Source organism: Kitasatospora sp. NPDC087314, assembly GCF_044744365.1.
GTDB lineage: Bacteria > Actinomycetota > Actinomycetes > Streptomycetales > Streptomycetaceae > Kitasatospora.
The window spans coordinates 1-2,808 of the sequence record NZ_JBIUYE010000048.1; the positions used below are offsets into that span (position 1 = coordinate 1).

The 2,808-nt window shown below is 73.3% G+C and carries 1 protein-coding gene; it reads left to right on the top strand.

Annotated elements, in window-relative coordinates; translation table 11 throughout:
- A partial coding sequence (locus ACIO5E_RS39625; protein ID WP_400677575.1) for an SDR family NAD(P)-dependent oxidoreductase occupies nt 1-2,808 on the top strand: 2,808 nt, incomplete at both ends.

Below are 2,808 nucleotides of genomic sequence, written 5' to 3' on the forward strand. Positions count from 1 at the left end.
GCCCACCTCACCGCCCACGGCGCAAACCCCCACTGGCACCACTACTTCACCAACACCGGCGCACGACACACCCCCCTCCCCACCTACCCCTTCCAACACACCCGCTACTGGCTCGACGGTCCCGCTCCGGAGGTCAGGGCGGAGAGCAGCGCCGACACCGACTTCTGGCGCGCGGTCGAGCACGAGGATCTCGACGCGCTGGCCGCCATGCTGACGCTCGGTGACCAGGACTCCCGGCAGGTACTGGCGCCGGCGTTGTCACTGATCTCGGATTGGCGCCGCAAGCAGAGCGAGCGGGACACCATCGATTCGTGGCGCTACCAGGTCAGGTGGCGTCCGCTGTCGTCATCCGTTGCCGGCCCGTCGGCGTTCGACGAACGCCACCTGGTGTTCGTCCCGGCCGACGATCCCGACGACCCCCTGGTCGCTGCTGTGGTCGAAGCGCTGCCCCCCGAGACCATCCGGGTGCCGTGCGATGCCGGCGCGACGCGCGACTCGATCGCCGAACTGCTCGCCCAGCACAAGCCGCAGCACGTCGTGTCCCTGCTGGCGCTGGGCGGTCAGCCGACCGCGGCGACGCTGGCACTCCTACAGGCCTGCACGGACGTCGACCTGGACGGCTCGTTGTGGTGCCTGACCTCCGGCGCGGTGTCCGTCGGACGTGCCGACCGGCTCCGGAATCCGGAGCAGGCGGCGGTGTGGGGGCTCGGGCAGGTGGCGGGTCTGGAGCATCCGCGCTGGTGGGGTGGGCTCATTGATCTCCCGGAGCGTCTGGACGCCCGGGCCTCGGCGCGGCTCACGGCGGCCCTGACGGGCCAGGGGAACGAGGACCAGCTGGCAGTACGCCCCTCGGGGGTGTTCGCGCGGCGGCTGACCCGCGCCGCTGGTCCGTCCGGTGAACCGACCTGGTCCACGGACGGTGCGGTGCTCGTCACCGGTGGCACCGGTGCGCTCGGCGGGCACGTCGCACGCTGGCTGATCCGTTCCGGCGTACGTCGGGTCGTGCTCACCAGCCGCCGTGGCGGCGAGGCCCCGGGCGCCCAGGAGCTGCGCACGGAGCTGGAGGCGCTCGCGCCCGGCACCCGCGTGGACATCGAAGCCTGCGACGTCGCCGACCGCTCCGCCCTGGACCGTCTGCTGGACGAGGTGGACACGCCGATCACAGCGGTCTTCCACACGGCCGGCATCGGTACGGACGCGGCACTGCAGGACACGGACGCCGCTGTCCTCGCTCAGGCGTGGCTGGGCAAGGCGGAGGGCGCGCGGAATCTCGACGAGGCGTTCGCCGATGCCCCGCTGGACGCGTTCGTGCTGTTCTCCTCGGGTGCGGGGGTCTGGGGCGGTCGCGGTCAGGGCGCCTACGCCGCCGCCAACGCCTACCTGGACGCCTTGGCCCAGGTACGTCGCGACCGCGGCCTGCACGCCCTCTCCGTCGCCTGGGGCACCTGGAGCGGCGGCGGCATGGCCGCCACCGGATCGGCCGAGGAGGCGCTGCGCCGCACCGGTCTGCTGCCCATGGAACCCGCACTCGCGGTCTCGGCGCTGGCCCGGGCGCTCGGCGGCGACGACACCACCGTGACGGTGGCGCCCATCGCGTGGGACACCTTCGCCCCGGTCCTGAGCGCGGCCCGTCGCCGTCCCCTCATCGGCGATCTCGCCGAGGCGCGGACGGCTCTGGACGGACCGGGCTCCGGCGCCCCGGGCTCCGGTGAGGGCGGCTGGCTGGAACGTCTGTCCGCGGCCACCGGTCCCGAGCGCACCCAAGCCCTGCTCGACCTGGTGCGCGGTGAGGTCGCCGCGACGCTCGGGCACACGTCGCGCGACGCGATTTCCCCGCAGGCGGCCTTCCGCAGCCTCGGGATCGATTCCTTGACCGCGGTGCAGTTGCGCAACCGTCTGCAGGCGGCCCTGGCGCTCTCCCTGCCCGCCACGCTGGTGTTCGACTACCCGTCGCCCATCGCCCTGGCCGGTTATCTGAAGCGGGAGCTGCTGGGCGAGGACGGCCCCGCCGACTCGGCCGGCGAGACCGTGCGCAGCGACGACGACCCCGTGGTGATCGTCGCGATGAGCTGTCGCCTCCCCGGCGCGGCCGAGTCGCCGGAAGCGTTGTGGGACCTGGTTGCGAACGGCGGTGACGCGGTCTCCGAGTTCCCTGCCGACCGCGGCTGGGACCTCGACCGGCTCTACGACCCGGACCCGAGCAAGCCGGGCACCTCATACGCCCGGACCGGCACCTTCGTCGCGGACGCGGCGGGATTCGACGCCGGGCTGTTCGGGATCTCCCCGCGGGAGGCGCTCGCGATGGATCCGCAGCAACGGCTGCTGCTGGAGACCTCGTGGGAAGCCTTCGAGCGGGCCGGCATCGCGATGGACACCCTGAGGGAGAGCCGGACCGGGGTGTTCATCGGCGCCGCCACCTCGCACTACGCGGCCGGTGACGCCGGGCAGGGCTCGGAGGGCTATCTGCTCACCGGTACGGCAACGGCAGTGCTCTCGGGCCGTGTTTCCTACGTGTTCGGGTTGGAGGGGCCCGCGGTCACCGTGGACACCGCGTGCTCGTCGTCGCTGGTCGCGATGCACCTGGCGGCGCAGGCGCTGCGCAGTGGTGAGTGCTCGCTCGCGCTCGCCGGAGGTGTGACGGTGATGGCGACGCCGGCCGCGTTCGTGGAGTTCAGCCGGCAGCGGGGCCTCGCGGTCGACGGGCGGTGCAAGTCGTTCGCGGCGGCCGCGGACGGGACCGGCTGGGGCGAGGGCGTCGGGCTGCTCGTCCTGGAGCGGCTCTCCGACGCCCGGCGCCTGGGCCACCCG